Genomic DNA, 16023 nt, shown 5'->3' on the forward strand with positions numbered 1-16023 from the left:
GTGCGCCTTTTTTTATCAATATGGTTATTTCAAATCATAAAAATTTGTCTTTAAACTTCTAACAATGCTTTTGCAACTTCTAAACATCTTTTATTCATTTTTATCAGTGAGTTTCGCAATTACCTATAAAAAATTATGTATTTTGAATATTTCTTATAAATCCATACAGGGCAAATTCATCATTTGCCTTCTGTTCTATCCTATTTTGCTCCTTTATAAAAGCAGTTTCTTGTTTTTCCTTTATAATATCAACTGTTTTTCTATCTATTTGCCTCTTTCGAAGTTCATTTCTCTTCATTTCAACCACTTTTTCTTTATCCTTTAGTTCAATTTTAGCCTTATCTATACTATAAACTAAAGCTTTTAAATATTTATGGGTTATTTTTTGTTCGATGACGCTTTTAAAGTTGGACATATTATTATACTTCTCATAGTTGGCTTTTAATAAATCTAGTTTTTCTTTTACATTCAAGCTTTCCCGTTTAGCCTGTTGAAATTCTCTTTTGCTTTCTTCTTCTTTGTCTATTCTTATATCGAGCAATTTCTGAAGTCTAAATCTATATTTACCCATATATCCTCCTCTGTTCAATTTATAATTCACAGTTCACAATACACAATTTAAAGCTACTATTGAAATATTTTTTTCAAATCTTCAACACTTTCTTCAAATGACGAATTTTCATTAACATCCTGCCTAAGATAGGCAATTATTTTATCATAACAAGCTACAGCCTTATCTATTTTTTCACTGCTTCCTTTTACATAAGCACCTATATTTATTAAGTCCTCGGAATTTTTATAAGTTGAAAGCATATCCCTTGCAAAAGAAGCATTTTTTTTATGATCACTTTCAGCTATTTCAGACATAAGCCTGCTTATACTTGCAAGTACATCTATAGCAGGATAATGATTTTTATTGGCCAAGGTACGTGATAAAACTATATGTCCATCAAGTATACCTCTTACTGCATCTGCAATAGGTTCATTTAAATCGTCTCCATCTACCAGTACAGTATAAAAAGCTGTAATAGATCCTATATCTGATGTTCCTGCTCTTTCCATAAGTCTCGGAAGTTTGGCAAATACGGAAGGTGTATATCCCTTAGTTGCCGGAGGCTCCCCAATAGCAAGTCCTATTTCTCTTTGGGCCATAGCAAATCTAGTTACGGAATCCATCATCAAAATTACTTTCTTACCCTTGTCCCTAAAATACTCTGCAATAGCTGTAGCTGTAAAAGCTCCTTTTAATCTAACCAAAGCCGGCTTATCTGAAGTAGCACACACTATGATTGATTTTTTCATTCCTTCTTCTCCCAGGTCCTTTTCTATAAAATCCTTAACTTCTCTGCCTCTTTCACCTATTAAAGCTATTACATTTACATCTGCTTCAGCATATTTTGCAATCATACCAAGAGTAGTACTCTTTCCAACACCGCTTCCTGCAAATATTCCTATTCTCTGTCCTTGACCGCAGGTTAGAAAACCATCTATTGCCCTTACTCCTGTAGCAATGACTTCAGTTATTCTCCTTCTCTTTAATGGATCTGGAGGCTCTGTATCAAGTGGATAAGGTACCCCACTTGATATATACGCACCATCTAGAGGATTACCTAATCCATCAAGTACTTTTCCAAAAAGCTCATCTGAGCATCTCACATTTAAAGGCATCCTTTCTGGTACTACTCTACAACCTGGTGAAATTCCAATAAGTTCCCCAAGAGGCATTAAAATTACATTGCTTTCATTAAATCCAACAACTTCACAGGAAATCTTACTATTTTCCTCATTATAAATATGACATACTTCTCCTACAAAGGCTCTAATACCCTCTACCTCTACAGTTAAGCCAATAACTTTTTTCACAATTCCTTCTTGATAATTATAAGTAGCTTCCTTTACTTTTCTATTAAGCCTATCAAAGTTTATAGTTATCATAAAATATCACCTCTAACTGCAGAAACTTAACTTTCATCCTGAATTATCTTCTTTATTTTCTCATAGGCAATATCTATACCTAGAACCATTTTTCCATTATCTCTTTCTATAACTACACTACCTTCCTCTAAAGATTCATCTGGTATTATAAAAATATCACCTTTAAAAGGCAGCTGTTCCTTCCATATTGTTACTTGCTTTTTGAATTCACTACAGTACTTTTCTTTACCTTTTATTATAAAAGTGCTGGTCTTTTTCATTTGATTCAAAGCATCAAATACTTGAGCATTTAAACTATCTGCATCCCTTACCTCACGTTTTAATATACTTTCTACAGAATTTAATATAAATTCTTTTATTTCCTCTTCCTTTTCCTCCAGATACCTTTCCTTTTCTTCTACAGCTTTATTTAAGACATCATTTGCATTCTTTTTTATCTGTTCTCCCTCTACTTTTGCTTTATCAAGGTTTTTCTTATAACCTTCCTCATAAGCAGTACTATAACCTTCCTCTTGACCTTTGGCATAGCCTTTTTCATAGGCTTCATCATAGGCTTTTTTGGAGATTTCAGACGCTCTTTCATAAGCCATAGAAAGAATTTTTTCTTTTTTTATACTAGCATCTTGTAAAATAGTTCTTCCTAAATTTTCGTAGCTTTTTAGAATAGAATCATCTTTAATATTTTTTTCATTGAATGCTCCTCTGGATGCTTCTTGCTTTTTAAATTCTGTGTGTATTTTCTGTGTTCCGCAATTGTTTATGCTGTCACCTTTTAATATAGATTTATACGATGATTGCATCTTCTCCTCCTCTTGCCAGAACTATCTCTCCTGATTCATCCAGTCTTCTTATTATGCCCACAATTTTTTGCTGAGCCTTTTCTACATCCATAAGTCTAACAGGTCCTAAGAATTCTATGTCTTCCTTTAATGCAGCAGAAGCTCTCTTTGATTGATTTCTAAATATTGCATCTGCAACTTCCTCAGAGCATCCTTTAAGAGCAAGAGAAAGTTCTTTTGTATCCACCTCTCTGAGTACTCGTTGTATAGATACATCATCAAGAGTAATGATATCTTCAAATACAAACATAGATCCTTTGATTTTTTCAGCCAATTCTGCATCTTCTTTTTCAAGACCTTCAGTAATATTTTTCTCTGTAGTTCTATCTACTTGATTTAATATGTCTACAATAGTTTGAACACCACCAATTACCTTCATATCTGACTTAACTATAGATGATAGCTTGTCATCCAATACTTTTTCTATTTCTTTTACAACCATTTGTGAAGTATTACTCATTGTGGCTATTCTAAATGCTACCTCAGCCTGTACATTTTCAGGAAGTGCTGAAAGAATTTGTCCAGCCTTGTCCGCTTGAAGATAACACAGTACAAGTGCAATAGTCTGCGGATGTTCATCTGATATTATATTTAAAAGTTGAGGAGCATCTGCTTTTCTTGCTATGGCAAAAGGCCTAAACTGCTGAGTTGCCTCTGTAACTTTATCCAATATTTCAATAGCTCTTTGACTTCCAAGTGCCTTTGATAAAAGATCTTTAGCGTACTCTATTCCACCTTCAAGCAAATAATCCTTAGCCTTATTCATCTCTATAAATTCCTGAAGTATTTCCTTTTTTTGATCAGATTTTACAGAGTTTATATTAGCTATTTCATAAGTTATTTTTTGTATTTCTGCTTCTGGCAATTTTTTGATTATTCCTGCAGCAGCTTCTGGTCCAAGAGTTATAAATAGTATGGCCGCTTTTTGCACTCCTGTTAATTTTTTTATGTCCTTAGCCATTTTATCACCTCTCATCCTCTGCTATCCATGCTTTGATTATGTCTGCAACTTGATCTGGCTTATCCTTAGCATATTTCTTTATTTCGTTCTCTACATGTGTATCTTCCGTTTCATGTTCAAATTCTACAGGCTTAAATTTAAGCTTATTCTGTTCTTTGGTTAAATCATCGTCTCCTATAACAGCGTCTATGCCCTGAGTATTACCAAGTTCTTCATCAAATAATTCTTCTTCATCTTCTGCATGTTTTCTTCTCCACAATATAAATCCAACGATAGCAGCTATTAATAACGCTCCTGCTATAGATGCACCTATAATGATCTTATTACGATTTGCCTGGGCTTCAGCCTTTTGCATAGCATCTAAATCCTTCTTTGCACTATCTTGAGCCGTAGTATCAAAAGGAATTGCTTCAACATTTATAGTATCTCCCCTTGTTTGATTATATCCTATAGCAGACACTGCAAGATTTCTAATAGAGGTCTTAGTAGCATCATCTACAGTTCCATCCAGTGCAACTGATGCTGTAAGCCTTTTTACACTGCCTGGAGCCTTTATGGTTTTTTGATCCACCTTAGATACATCATAATTTCTTGTAACTTCATTTTGAGTTGAATTGCCACTATTTGTATTACTTACAGATGTGTTACTCATATTATTATCTACAGGGCTTGTACTTGCGTTATTTGTAGCACCTGTATTTGTATTATTTACTGTATGCTCACTTACTACCACATTTTTGGGATCATACGTAGTTGAATCCTGCTGTACTGCATCAAAATCTAAATCTGCATTTATCTGTACTTTTACCTTGTTTTTGCCATATATAGGCTCCAACATAGCAAGAAGTCTCTTTTCCATATCATCTTCATATTTTTGCTGCAATTCCTGCTGTTTGTCTGCAGGAATGGTGGAACTACTACTGTCACCACTCTTATCTTGATATAGATCCCTTGAAAGAAGGTTTAATTTATCATCTATAACTTCAACATTTTCTTTAGGTATATTTTTCACACTTCCAGATACTAATGCTACTAAAGCTTTTGTCTGATCTTGAGATAAAGTCTGTCCTGGTTTTAACTTTATAGTTACAGAAGCGCTCCCTGGTTGAGTATCTTTAACAAATTCAGTATTATCCGGAAGCACTAAATGAACTCTCGCATTTTCAATTTGTGGAAGTGATTTTATAGTTCTCTCAATTTCACCTTGAAGAGCCCTTTGATAATTTATATTCATCTGTTGATCTGTTTGCCCAAAATTGCTTTTATCTAAAAGTTCAAACCCTTGACTTCCATTTGTAAGCTGTACTTCTGAAAGGGTCTGCATTCTAATTTTGTCAACTTGATCTTTAGGCACCAATATAGAACTTCCCTGCACTTTTGCATCTACTTTATCACTTTGAAGCTGCTTATAAATTGTAGCTGAATCCGTAGCATCTAGGTTAGAAAATAATACCGCATATTTCGTTTTTCCTAAAGTTAATCCTCCAAATATCAAAGCTGCGACAATTCCTACAGCTATAACACTAAAAGCTATCTTTTTATTTCTGCTTAAATCTTTCCATTTGCCTATTAAATTTTTAAAAATCTGCGATATTTTACCCATTTAATCCGGTTCTCCTTCTATAACTGTGTTCTATTTATCTCCTGATATGCTTCAACAAATTTATTTCTAATTTGTACAGCAAGTTCTAATGACATCTTAGCCTGTTCAGCATCAAGCATAACATTGGCTACATCATTTCTATCTCCTGATACAAATTCATTGATACTATTGTTTGCCTGTATTTGCTGATTGTTGACTTCATCTAACTTGTTTTGTAATAAACTCGAAAAAGAAGATACAGCATCTTCATTATTTACTATATTATCCTTAGAAGCATTTGATACATTTTGACTTTGTGTATTCCCACTTATTTTATCAAACACAGTAGTATCTGGAGTAAATTCATTTATTTTCATAATACGCCCCCTTATTTACCTATTTCCAAAGCTTTTGAAAACATACTTTTTTCAGAATTGATAGCACTTAGGTTTGCTTCGTAAGCTCTAGTCGCTACCATCATATCAGCCATTTCATTCAATATATTCACATTTGGCATAGAAACATATCCTGAGGCATCAGCATCTGGATTAGTAGGATCATACTCTCTTCTAAAAGGTGAAGCATCATCCTTTATTGCTACAACTTTTACCCCTTCAGGAACATCTCCATAATTTCCATTACTATCTAAAGCCTTACTTAAATTTTCTCCAAAAACTGCAACTTTTCTCCTATAAGGTTGTCCGTCTGCACCACGTGTTGTCTCTGCATTTGCCATATTGGAAGCTATTGTATCCATGCTAAGTCTTTCTGCCGAAAGTCCACTGGCACTTATTCTCATAGTATTAAATGCTTGAATCATAAATATCACTCCTAATTTCCATTTATAACAGATTTTTGCATACTTAGCCTATTATTTTCAAGGGTTATAAGTGCATTATACATAAGTTCATTTGCAGCTTGATTCACAGTTTCTACTTCAATGTCCACATTGTTTCCATCTGATCTCATACTGGTTGAACTGTCGGTATTTGTAGTTATTGCTCCATAATCATTACCCATCTTTATGTGTTTTGCATCATCCGTTTTTAATTCTAAATTATCTACACTATTCTTAAGGTTTTCTTCAAATGTAACATATTTCCTCTTATATCCCGCAGTATTAATATTTGATATATTACTAGATATTGCCTGACTTCTAGCTTCAGCTGCATCTAACCCTCTTGCAAGTAAATAATTTACTGATTTATCATTTGACATATTATTTATATTCAACCCAAATCCCCCCCTTTTTTTAAACATTAAACATATTATAATTTTTCTTAAACAATTTAATTTTAAATTGTACTTTACTTTTGATTAAAATTATTTTCTATATAGATAGATTAACACAATTATAAATTATATTCTATATTTTTGTAACATTTTTATAAGTTTATTATCTTTTAATAGAAATATATTGCATATTGTAAATAAACCCGTACTTATAAGGTATTTTATCATTTCTTATCCATTAGTGGATAATTTTAGGCTCAAAACTATAAGAAAGATACCTTAAACCATAAAAGTAAGGTACCTTAACTTAATTTCAAATATATTACTTTCTAAAATTCTGTATTATCTGTAAAACATCCTGGGGCAATTTATTAGCCTGAGCTATCATTGCATTAGAGGCCTGTATTACTATGCTTTCTTTTGAATAATTCATCATTTCCTCTGCCATATCTGAATCGCTTATACTGCTGTACGCATCAGCCATTTTTTCATTTAGCTCTTGCATATTATTATAGCTACTGGTAAATCTATTTTCCAGAGCCCCGTATTTACTTCTTAAAGACACTATTGTATTTAAAGAACTATCTATTATGCTTAAAGCACTATCAGTATCTCCGCTCAATATATCTTTTCCTCCATCAGTCTTAATTTTATACAAATCTGAAATAACACCATCCGATCCATTAGTCAAATCTATTTGAGGTATATTTACATCGTCCCCAGCATTAGTTCCTACAGTCATACTAATAGTTTTGTTTTGGCCTAATAATTTAAATCCATTAAATTCCGTGTTATTCGCCATTTCATTTATTCCATCTAGCATCTGATCTATTTCACCCTGTATTTTTTGTCTATCCCTATCATTAAAAGAACCATCTCCAGCTTGCAGCGTAAGTTGTCTAACCCTCTGGACCATACTTGTGATTTCATTTAACCCACCTTCTGCACTCTGAAGCATACTTACACCATCCTGAACATTTCTAGTTACGGTCTCAAGGCTCTTAACTTGAATACTTATGTTCTCGCTTTGTACAAGTCCTGTTGGATTATCTGCAGCACTATTTATTTTACATCCACTGGATATTCTGTTCAAATCTCCACTTTGCCTATCTAAAGCTTGATTTTGTATCATATGCATTATCAAAGCTGGCATGTTATAACTCAGTCTCATAAAATTTACTCCTTTCTACATACGGTAAGCACTTATTCTATAGTAAACTCATAAAGCTTATCCCTTTATTATCGAAATCTCCTATAGAATGCTTTAGAGTAAAACATTTATTCAATAAATTAAAATCATCTTTCATGTACGTTACATATGAACTAAAAATTACGGTGTAATTTTTTTAAAGAACAAAGTTCAAATATCATATAAAGATAATTTCCTTCCTAACATCGGAAAATAAAAATATTGCGAATCAATTTATTTATTTTAAAATTGAGAGTGGAAAGTTAATGTGAATTTTTTCCGTTACACTACAAAAAATCTTTAATTAAATTTTAAAGGCTCATTTCGCTAAGGCGAAACATTGATGATCCATATAAGTCTAAAGATTTTTTGCGATAGCTAAAAATCAACCTTCACTCTCAACTCTCAACTAAAGAAATTACGTCGTAATTTTTTTAAGCTGTGAAAGTTGAATTAAATTATAGTATAGTTTTATTATAGGGCTCTATCTTAACATACATTTGAAATAATTCAAGTGCCTGCTCTTCAGTAATCTGGCCACTGTCTAAATTACGATATAGTATATACAGATTAGCATTTAAGTTAGGATCTACTCCTTTGCTTTCCTTCATCTTTTCCAATATTTGTTCTTTAAGAGGAATATTTTTTTGACTCAAATCTTGTTGTAATAAATCTAGGAGTTTACCTACTTCTTTCCGTGTAGCTTTCTCTCTAGTAGTAATTCTTATACTTTTTAACCCTGAAACCAATTTATCTATAGACTCTTTAGGTATAAATACCTTTTCGTGTTCACTCAAGTTAAATCCCCCTCTTTTATTCCATACTTTTTATATCTATTAATTTATTTTTTAATTTGATTAAGTTATATATTATATATTATCAATGCAACAAGCATACTGTCAAATACTAATTATCTTAACTGAATTCGTAATTTATACACTTTTATTCTACTTTAAATTTATTTACAACATTTATTAAGTTCTTTGATGTAGAATTTAAGTTTTCAGCAGATGATGCAACTTCTTGTATAGATGCACTTACTTCCTCTGTAGATGCTGCTATTTCTTCCGTAGATGTAGTGGTGTTTTTTATTAAATTTCCAAACTGATTCATACTGTCCATAAATTCTTTCCTAGATTGTACTGTGCTATTTACTGAAGTAAAAGTTTTATCAACTAAAGGTTCAATCTCTTCAATTGAATTTACTATCATTTCAAAAGATTTTACCATATTTTCTGCCACTACATTCTGTTCATTTATAGATTCTTCAGCCTTTTTAGAATTTACAATAACCTCATTTGAATCACTATTTATATAATTAATTAAATCACTTATTTTTTTTGCTGAATCCTGAGACTCTTCAGCTAAATTTCTTATTTCCTCTGCTACTACTGAAAATCCCTTTCCAGCTTCGCCTGCCCTTGCAGATTCAATAGCTGCATTTAAAGCTAAAAGATCTGTTTGCTCCGCTATTTGTGCTATAACATCAGTTATTTCTCTTACTTTCATTATAGATTCATTAAGCTTATAAACTTTATCAGAAACTACTGTAAAAGAAGAATCTACAGCATCTATTGCCTTTTTCAATGAATTCACTTCATTTTTTCCTAAGTTTACTTTATTCACTGCACTACCCGTACTTACCTTTACAGAATTTAATTTATCATTTATGTTTTGCATGTGTTTGTTTACATTTTCTAATAAATTAAACATATTATCTATATACTTTTGCTGTCCTTCAGCACCTTTAGCTAAATCTTGAACTACTGCAGATACTTCTTGGGAAGAAGCTGATATCTCTTCAGAAATTGCATTTAAACCTTCAGCTTGTTGTTCAACATTTGAAGAATTTTTCTTAACATCTTCAACTAATTTCTTTATATTTATATTCATACTTTGTACGTAATTGCTTATTCTTCCAAACTCATCATTTCTATTTAAAAACTTTTCAGGAATACTGTAGGTAAAATCCCCTTCACCTACTTTACCAACTATTACTTTTAACTTTTTTAATATCTTATATGCTGAGTTACCAATTAAAATGGATACTACTATAGATATTATTATCCCTATAACAACTAAACAGAAAATAAATTTTCTTATACCACTTGTATCGCTTATAAATTCAGCATTTTTAGCTGTGCCTACAACTTTCCAGGAATTTTTCTCATTTGTAGTATAAGCGTACAGCTTCTCTATTCCATTATATGTATTCTTAAAATAACTAGATTTATTTGAGCTAATATAGTCCCAATTACTTTTTTTAAGTTCACTGTCTTTCCCTACCTGGTTAAAATCAGGATCTACTATTATTTTACCTTCTTTATTAGTAATATAAACATATCCTGTGTTTCCTACTTTTATAGAAGCTATATCTTTAGATAAATTTTTCAGAGAAACATCAATAGCAGCTACTCCTACTACATTACCATCTTTCTCCACAGTTTTTGCTACTGTAATCATAATCTGTGATGTATTTACATCTTTGTATGGATCTGTCCATACAACTTGTCCTTTTTTATTCATAGCATCTTTATACCACGTTCTTTGTCTAGCATCGTATTCTTTAGATGGCTGACGTATGTTTCCAGTCATATTTATTCTCATACCACTGAGATCAGCAAAATATACGCTGACCATATTTTCATTGCTGTCTTTAGTATTTTTAAGCAATTCTACTGCACTGTTTCTACTCCCATCATTATTAATATCCAAGTTTTTTAAAGTAGAACTATTAGCAATAACCTGAGTCTGACTTTCCATACCATTTAAAAATTTATTTATAGAACCATTTACATTTATGACAATTTGCTCAGAACTGTTTTGAAACTTTTCATACAATATCCCATAAGATTTTTCATAAATTGATATTCCAAGTATACATAATAATACTGCTGTTGTTGCAGAAATTATCAGTATTAACTTAGTTTTAATACTTTTAAAATTAAACATAAAATATTTTTCCCCCTTAAGTTAACGCAAAATTGCAAATATTAATTTCAGTCTTTACATTTTCCTATTTTTTTAATGCACATTATTAAATTTGTACCTTTAAACCCAAAATACGATTTAAAAGTTTTAAAAAGATACTTTTTCACTATATTTTCCTATTACATAATACTCCAGGATGATATAAAAAACAATAAATAACGTAATTATCTATTGACTTACAACCTGTAAATTTCTCTTTAAGCTTAAAATTTAATCAATTAAAAATTGGGGTAATCTTTTAATTTTACCCCAATCTATCTATGGATCACTTATTTAAATTATGCTAAAGCTTCCTTTTCCCGGTCTAAAAACTGAACCTTGTCTGCTTCTACAGTAGTGAAATATTTTCTTATATCATCTTTAGTATAACTTTTAGTAATTATTTTACCATTTACGCCTATAAGCCTTCCTTTTTTTAAATAGAGAAGCAATTTATCCCCATAATTAGTCCAGTAGGAAACAGGAATAAAATCCGCTTCTCTTTCTCCAGTTTTACTTACAAAATCTCTGCCTACTGCCAAAATGAATTTAACTACACTTCTATTATAATTTTCTAGCTGAACCAATTCTGCATCCTTAGTTAACCTTCCAATAAGAGTGACACTATTCACTAACTTTCGCCTCCTAGTTATTTTTTCTATAATTATATCCAGGAGGAAAGCTTTTATTCATCTATCTAAAGTTGTACTATTTCTGTCCAACCGGCATATGGATCTGATATAAAGTAAAAGCCCATCGTTTTATTTTCATAACATAAACTCTTCACTATTAATTCTTAACTCTTATCTCGTTCCCGTAGAACCAAACCCTCCTTCCCCCCTTTCAGTATCACTTAGTTCTTCTACTTCTTGTACATATACTCTTTCTACGGGCTTTACTACCATTTGAGCAATTTTCATACTTTTTTCAACTAAAAAAGGTTCTTGCCCTAAATTGATCATAAGCACTTTTATCTCACCCCTGTATCCTTCATCCACAGTACCAGGTGTATTTAAAAGGGTTATACCATGTTTTAATGCAAGTCCACTTCTTGGCCTAACCTGAGCTTCTGTATTTGGTGGAAGCTGAATTTTGATCCCGGTAGATACTAACTTCCTTTCCATTGGTTTTATTAAAACTTCTTCTACTGAAAATAGGTCAAGACCTGCATCTCCTTTATGTGCATAAAATGGAGTTACAGCGTCTTCATTAACTTTTTTTATTAATAACTTCATAAATTACAAACATCCTTTCACAATTAATCTACATATTCTTAAATTGTCTAAGATATTATACCACATATTATTATAGTCAATAAAATACATCCCAAATGTTATATAGGAACTAACATTTGGGATGTATTTTATCAAGTGATTCTTAGGTTCAGATGGAGTTTGCTTAAAGGATAACTTTCTCCAGCTGAACCTTAGAAGAACTTATCCAGGCGCGTAGCAGTGCTTATCACCCACTTTGATAGAAGATGGGGGTGTTAGCAATGGTAGCGATCGGATAAATTTAACTTTTTTAAATTTATTACTATATTAAGCTGCATTTTTCTTAGGATTTACAAAAGTCTCCTTTGCTTTCTTCGGAGGTTTTACTACTGTACTTATTACTGCTGAAATTAAACAAAGTACACCTATAAACAAAAATGTTGGTTTAAATCCTCCTAGTAAAGCTGAGATGAAAGAACCTGACAGGGCTCCTATTCCAAATCCCTGATATATAAGCCCATAATTTCTAGTTTGATTCCTTAATCCAAAGAAATTTCCTACTATAGATGGATATACTGTAACAGTTCCACCAAAGCAAAATGCAATTGCACTTACACAAACGAAGAAGATTCCAAAACTTAAATGTACATCACTCATTATAAATACTGCTGCTGCAGTTACTATAAGCGTAAGTGTTACTACTCTTAGAGCTCCTATCTTATCTGATAAAGTTCCAAGTATAATTCTTCCTGCAGTATTGAATATAGCAACTAATGCTACAGCATTAGCAGCTGTTGCAGCACTCAGTCCAGCAAGCTGCATTCCTATATCTTTAACACTGCCTATCATATAAAGTCCGCTCATAGCTCCAGTGAAGAAAGTTACAAATAAAAGATAAACTTCTTTTGTTTTTAGCATATCAAGCCTAGAGAAATTAACTTCTTCCGCAGTTTCAGTTGATATACCTAAGTTTTTAACAGGATCTACTGGTGCATCTTTTAACAACTGCGATCCTGCTACTATTAAAACTATGGCAATTATTCCCCACCACATAAAAGCTTGTGATGTTCCTTGTGCAGACATAATTCCACCATTTACATACTTAAATACTAAACTTCCTATTCCATAAGCTCCTACCGAAATACCTGATATAAGTCCTTTTTTCTCAGGAAACCATTTTATAGCATTAGAAAGTGTTGTAATATATCCTATACCATCTGATGCTCCTAAAATAACACCTGCTGTAATATACAAAGCAGCAAGAGAAGTTACCTTAGACGTTAAAATAAGTCCTATACCTAATATAAATCCGCATATTGTACTTAATTTTCTTATTCCCAATTTATCTTGTAATTTACCTGCAAATAATGTAGAAAATGATAGTGCAAAACTTCCAATTGAGAATGTAAGAGCTACTGCACTTACTTGCCATCCAAATTGCTTTGATAAAGATTGATTAAATAAACTCCATGTATAAAATGTACCCAATCCTATTTGAACAATTACTGTACCTAGTATTACCATCCAGCGATTTTCTTGACCTTCCCATGAATTCTTCATTGCACTCACTCCTTAATTTTATATTGCCGATTGAATCTCTTATTTGATTCGTTTTCATTATAACTTTTCGGCAATTTAAAATTACTATTTTGGAATGAGATGCAAAAATAATTACATAAAATGCACTTATCTATGTAATAGATTTCAACTCATATATTCATTATTCTCTTAAATTCCTTTACATTGCTCCTGCTTACAGGAACTTCAAAAGACGTATTCTTAAGCCTTAAATTATAAGTATTGTTAAACCAAGGTATTATTTCTATTATTTTGGTTGTATTTACTATGTAGGATCTGTGGCACTTAAAAAAACTATCTTTAGGCAAAGTATTATAAAATTGAGATATACTGCTGTTTATAGAATACTCTTCATTCTTAGTAAATACACTGGTTGTTCTCTCTTTAGCCTCACAGTAGCATATATCATCCATGTCCACTATTATTATTTTTTCATTTTTCCATAGATTTATTTTATTTGACATGCTATTTTTCGAAGGGCTATTATTACTTTTTTCCATATAATTTGTTTCCAATTTTCTTAACATAGACCTAATTCTAGATTCATCATAAGGCTTTAGTATATAGTCAAAAGCTTCTACCTCAAATGCCTCTACTGCATGTTCTCTGTAGGCTGTTATAAATACTATATATGGTTTTTTAGAAAATTTACTTACACTTTTAGCAAGTACTACTCCATCAATAGATGGAATATTTATATCTAAAAATATAACGTCAACTTCATTTTCTTCTATAAATTTCAATGCATCAAGGCCATCTTCAAATTCATTTACTATTTTTATGCTGCTATAATTCTCAATAAAATACCTAAGCTCCTGTCTAGCCAAAAATTCATCTTCAATTATTATAGCTTTCATAATAAGTTCACCTCTTTATAAAAAACTCTATTTCTGTTCCTTTTTTTAACCTTTTAATATTGAGTCCTTCCCCATAAATCAATTTTAATCTTGAGTGTACATTATAAAGTCCTATTTTATTATTTGGCATATTATCTGAATAAATTCTATCTATTATATCCTGACTTATACCAACACCAGTATCCGCTATAGAAACCTTTACCCCTTTCTTTTCATCTTTTACACTTATTTTTACAGTACCCTTACCTTTATCCTTTAAAATTCCATGAATTATGGAATTTTCAACTAAAGGTTGTATTATAAGACTTGGCATTTTAATATCTACATCATCTACGTCATACACAATATTAATTTTATCCCCAAATCTAGCTTTTTCTATTTCTATATAATCTACAACTTGTTTAAGTTCTCTTTTTATATTTATAAATTCATCACTTAATTCAATATTAAATCTTAAATATCCTGATAAGTTTATTATAAGTTCTCTTGCCCTATCCGGATTAATTCTTATAGATGAAGCAATAGCATTTAGTGCATTAAATAAAAAATGAGGATTAATCTTAGTTTGAAGAGCTTTAATTTCAGCCTTATTTGCCATTTCTTTTACTTTTTCAACTTTTGAAACTTCCATTAATGTTGATATAATCTGAGAAAGTCCTATAGCCAGTGCCTGAAGAGAATACGTTATTTTATTGTCCTTCATATAATATATTTTCAAAGCTCCTATAACTTCATCCTTGTCTTTAAGTGGTATTATAATAGCAGATTTTAATTTAGGGCTTTTGTTATCTATATTTTTTTCCTTTATAATAATTTTACCACTACTTATTACTTCTTTAGTAGTATCATTTATTATTTCATTTCCTATATTGTAGTATTCTTGCCCTACTCCAATATAAGCTAGTATATACTTATTGTCAGTAATTCCTACTGCATCAGCTTTTATATCTTCTTTTATAATAGTACATATTTTTTTCAAAGATTCACTATTTATGTTTCTAAAATATGGCAGGGTTTTATTTGCAATATCTAAGGCAAGTTTTGATTGTTTGGCTGCTATCATTTCCTTTTCATCCTCTACATTTTGTACTAAAAGTACAATAAATCCTACATTGATCTCACCTACTATCATTGGAAAAGCTATTTTAGACACTATATCAATTCCTAAAGAATGTGGTCTTGCAAATGCAAGTATGAGAAGCATTGTTATTCCTTCACATAACATTCCTGCTATTATACCCGCTATCCACCTATACTTCTTACCCAAATGTTCATTTATATATCCAGCCACAATTCCTGCTGTTATACTACTTATAAGACATGGAATTGAAGTTACTCCATTTATATCTATCAAATATCTGTGTATTCCAGATACTACACCTGCTGAAATTCCAACAAAAGGTCCAAATAATATTCCTCCTGATATTATAGTAACTATTCTTACGTTTACAAGGGAACCTTCTACTTTTACCCCTGTATAAGTTCCTAATATAGCAAAGAAACTAAATATTATTGAAATAATTATAAGATCTTTTCTTTTATGATTTTCCTTTTGAAATATATTTCTCAAATTTTGTATCCTAGTTATAATAAATATACCTATAATAAGCAAGGCTGCTCTTTCCATAAATTCAACTAATATATTATAAGTGTCTGTCAAAATAC

The 16023-nt window shown here is 31.2% G+C and carries 16 protein-coding genes; all 16 read right to left on the reverse strand.

The genetic code is table 11. The features are described 5' to 3' along the window. Positions 1 to 133 precede the first annotated feature (133 nt). Positions 134 to 571 carry a flagellar export protein FliJ gene (gene fliJ / locus CLCOS_RS15715; RefSeq protein WP_063602424.1) on the reverse strand — a complete coding sequence of 146 codons (438 nt, stop codon included), beginning with the start codon at positions 569 to 571 and terminating at the stop codon, positions 134 to 136. A 56-nt stretch (positions 572 to 627) separates the two neighbouring features. After that, complete coding sequence (fliI, locus tag CLCOS_RS15720) at positions 628 to 1935, reverse strand: flagellar protein export ATPase FliI (RefSeq protein ID WP_013237690.1); 1308 nt, start codon at positions 1933 to 1935, stop codon at positions 628 to 630. A gap of 26 nt (positions 1936 to 1961) precedes the next feature. Then, positions 1962 to 2735, reverse strand: coding sequence for a flagellar assembly protein FliH (locus CLCOS_RS15725; RefSeq protein ID WP_013237689.1), 774 nt, complete (start codon positions 2733 to 2735; stop codon positions 1962 to 1964). Next, the gene (fliG, locus tag CLCOS_RS15730) at positions 2719 to 3735 is read right to left on the reverse strand and encodes a flagellar motor switch protein FliG (RefSeq protein WP_013237688.1); all 1017 of its coding nucleotides are present in this window, start codon (positions 3733 to 3735) and stop codon (positions 2719 to 2721) included. Before fliG ends, CLCOS_RS15725 begins: the two co-directional genes overlap by 17 nt. A gap of 4 nt (positions 3736 to 3739) precedes the next feature. Then, positions 3740 to 5338, reverse strand: a complete 1599-nt coding sequence (gene fliF, locus CLCOS_RS15735; RefSeq protein WP_063602425.1) for a flagellar basal-body MS-ring/collar protein FliF — start codon at positions 5336 to 5338, stop codon at positions 3740 to 3742. Between the two features lie 17 nt (positions 5339 to 5355). After that, a complete protein-coding gene (gene fliE / locus CLCOS_RS15740) occupies positions 5356 to 5694 on the reverse strand; it encodes a flagellar hook-basal body complex protein FliE (protein ID WP_013237686.1) in 339 nt (112 codons plus the stop codon). An 11-nt stretch (positions 5695 to 5705) separates the two neighbouring features. Continuing rightward, positions 5706 to 6137 (reverse strand): flagellar basal body rod protein FlgC, encoded by a 432-nt coding sequence (gene flgC, locus CLCOS_RS15745; RefSeq protein ID WP_023163013.1) that lies wholly within the window; start codon positions 6135 to 6137, stop codon positions 5706 to 5708. 11 nt (positions 6138 to 6148) lie between these two features. Continuing rightward, on the reverse strand, positions 6149 to 6550 hold the full coding sequence (gene flgB, locus CLCOS_RS15750; RefSeq protein ID WP_013237684.1) for a flagellar basal body rod protein FlgB: 402 nt from the start codon (positions 6548 to 6550) through the stop codon (positions 6149 to 6151). A gap of 322 nt (positions 6551 to 6872) precedes the next feature. Next, entirely contained in the window at positions 6873 to 7721 is an 849-nt protein-coding gene (locus tag CLCOS_RS15755; RefSeq protein ID WP_063602426.1) for a flagellin, read from the reverse strand. 476 nt (positions 7722 to 8197) lie between these two features. Further along, positions 8198 to 8536 carry a hypothetical protein gene (locus tag CLCOS_RS15760; protein ID WP_013237682.1) on the reverse strand — a complete coding sequence of 113 codons (339 nt, stop codon included), beginning with the start codon at positions 8534 to 8536 and terminating at the stop codon, positions 8198 to 8200. Between the two features lie 145 nt (positions 8537 to 8681). Continuing rightward, positions 8682 to 10691, reverse strand: coding sequence for a methyl-accepting chemotaxis protein (locus tag CLCOS_RS15765; RefSeq protein WP_063602427.1), 2010 nt, complete (start codon positions 10689 to 10691; stop codon positions 8682 to 8684). A gap of 317 nt (positions 10692 to 11008) precedes the next feature. Continuing rightward, complete coding sequence (locus CLCOS_RS15770; protein ID WP_063602428.1) at positions 11009 to 11341, reverse strand: single-stranded DNA-binding protein; 333 nt, start codon at positions 11339 to 11341, stop codon at positions 11009 to 11011. 171 nt (positions 11342 to 11512) lie between these two features. Beyond that, positions 11513 to 11944 (reverse strand): dUTP diphosphatase, encoded by a 432-nt coding sequence (gene dut / locus CLCOS_RS15775; RefSeq protein ID WP_063602429.1) that lies wholly within the window; start codon positions 11942 to 11944, stop codon positions 11513 to 11515. Positions 11945 to 12250: 306 nt separating this feature from the next. Next, positions 12251 to 13483, reverse strand: coding sequence for an L-lactate MFS transporter (locus CLCOS_RS15780; protein WP_063602430.1), 1233 nt, complete (start codon positions 13481 to 13483; stop codon positions 12251 to 12253). Between the two features lie 149 nt (positions 13484 to 13632). After that, the gene (locus CLCOS_RS15785) at positions 13633 to 14358 is read right to left on the reverse strand and encodes a LytR/AlgR family response regulator transcription factor (RefSeq protein ID WP_063602431.1); all 726 of its coding nucleotides are present in this window, start codon (positions 14356 to 14358) and stop codon (positions 13633 to 13635) included. Between the two features lie 7 nt (positions 14359 to 14365). Continuing rightward, a complete protein-coding gene (locus CLCOS_RS15790) occupies positions 14366 to 16018 on the reverse strand; it encodes a sensor histidine kinase (protein WP_192847946.1) in 1653 nt (550 codons plus the stop codon). Positions 16019 to 16023 lie beyond the last annotated feature (5 nt).

This window comes from Clostridium coskatii (genome assembly GCF_001675205.1).
Lineage (GTDB): Bacteria > Bacillota > Clostridia > Clostridiales > Clostridiaceae > Clostridium_B > Clostridium_B ljungdahlii.

Bases quoted from the DNA above. Each gene is read 5' to 3' on its own strand.
- fliJ (WP_063602424.1), bottom strand. From the start codon at position 571: ATGGGTAAATATAGATTTAGACTTCAGAAATTGCTCGATATAAGAATA.
- fliI (WP_013237690.1), bottom strand. From the start codon at position 1,935: ATGATAACTATAAACTTTGATAGGCTTAATAGAAAAGTAAAGGAAGCT.
- CLCOS_RS15725 (WP_013237689.1), bottom strand. From the start codon at position 2,735: ATGCAATCATCGTATAAATCTATATTAAAAGGTGACAGCATAAACAAT.
- fliG (WP_013237688.1), bottom strand. From the start codon at position 3,735: ATGGCTAAGGACATAAAAAAATTAACAGGAGTGCAAAAAGCGGCCATA.
- fliF (WP_063602425.1), bottom strand. From the start codon at position 5,338: ATGGGTAAAATATCGCAGATTTTTAAAAATTTAATAGGCAAATGGAAA.
- fliE (WP_013237686.1), bottom strand. From the start codon at position 5,694: ATGAAAATAAATGAATTTACTCCAGATACTACTGTGTTTGATAAAATA.
- flgC (WP_023163013.1), bottom strand. From the start codon at position 6,137: ATGATTCAAGCATTTAATACTATGAGAATAAGTGCCAGTGGACTTTCG.
- CLCOS_RS15755 (WP_063602426.1), bottom strand. From the start codon at position 7,721: ATGAGACTGAGTTATAACATGCCAGCTTTGATAATGCATATGATACAA.
- CLCOS_RS15765 (WP_063602427.1), bottom strand. From the start codon at position 10,691: ATGTTTAATTTTAAAAGTATTAAAACTAAGTTAATACTGATAATTTCT.
- dut (WP_063602429.1), bottom strand. From the start codon at position 11,944: ATGAAGTTATTAATAAAAAAAGTTAATGAAGACGCTGTAACTCCATTT.
- CLCOS_RS15780 (WP_063602430.1), bottom strand. From the start codon at position 13,483: ATGAAGAATTCATGGGAAGGTCAAGAAAATCGCTGGATGGTAATACTA.
- CLCOS_RS15785 (WP_063602431.1), bottom strand. From the start codon at position 14,358: ATGAAAGCTATAATAATTGAAGATGAATTTTTGGCTAGACAGGAGCTT.